Annotated in this window: 1 protein-coding gene; it reads right to left on the bottom strand. The window is 65.7% G+C overall.

Annotated elements, in window-relative coordinates; genetic code table 11:
• Positions 1–386: 386 nt before the first annotated feature.
• Positions 387–1051, bottom strand: a 665-nt coding sequence (locus FYM52_RS18550) for a TenA family protein (RefSeq protein WP_370513872.1), incomplete at its 5' end; no start/stop codon positions are given.

Genomic DNA, 1051 nt, shown 5'->3' with positions numbered 1-1051 from the left:
GCGATGCGGGGGCCTATATCAACGGCCAGAACATCCGGGTGGATGGCGGGCTGATGCGTTCGGTGTAAACGCCGCGGCAGTGAAGGACGCCCGTGGCCTGCGCAGGGCCACGGGGTGTGCACCGTACCGTACACAGGGCGCGCACGGTTCTGCGGTGCGGCGATGCAGGGCAAGCAGCTTGTGGCTCCCGCACATTAGGAAGCTGTGCCGTTGGCATAGGGCCGTCGGCGGTCAGGGCTCAGCCCCGCCGGGCTGTGGTTGCGCACCGGACCAGCTTTCACAGTGTTTTAGCCATCTAGCCCAGTCCCATCAAACGCAACCAGCTCTATTTTTAGAGGGTCCAAGCGCTGCCCGCCGACGCAGCGGCCTGTGGCCCGGCGGCGGTATCAGGCGTAGACGTGGTCAAAGAACTGGCGCTCCAGCTGCACGGCGCGCTGGAAGTAGCGGGTGGCTTCGGCCCGGGCCTCGGGGCTCAGCGTGGGGCCCACGCGGTCCAGCTCAGCGCGCAGCCAGGCGACAAAGCCGCGGAAGAAGTCGTTGGCGTGCAGGGTGATCCATTCCGCATGCTCAAAGCGTGCGGGCAGGGGCTGGTGTTTTTTGGCAGGCTGGTCGGCCCAGTCCAGGTACAGCCCCTCGGCTACGGCCAGCACGGCGATGCAGTTGGCGTAGTTCAGGCTTTGCGCGGCCTCGTGCATCAGTTGCTGGAAGGCTTGGGTGGGCGCGGTCAGCGCAGGCTGCAGGCGGTCGGCTGGCGACACGCCCAGCACGTCGAAACTGCGCAGGAAATAGGTGTTCTCGTCGCTGGTGATCATGGCCGCGAACTGCGACAGGGTGACGCGCGGGGCAAACACGTCGGCACTGGCAATGGCCGCGCCCAGCAGGGCGACAAAGCGGTTGATGAACTGGTAGTCCTGCACCAGATAGCGGCGCAGCACGTCGTCGCTGAGGCTGCCATCAAAGATTTCGTCCACAAAACGGTGCTGGATGCAGGCGTTCCAGTCCTCCCAGCACGACTGGCGCAGCTGCTCGGCAAAACCCAGGCTGGCGTCGG

This window comes from Comamonas sp. CAH-2, assembly GCF_009668305.1.
Classification (GTDB): domain Bacteria; phylum Pseudomonadota; class Gammaproteobacteria; order Burkholderiales; family Burkholderiaceae_C; genus Comamonas; species Comamonas aquatica.
The sequence above is the reverse complement of the archived record's forward strand: the minus strand, read 5'-3'. Positions and strand labels throughout refer to the sequence as shown.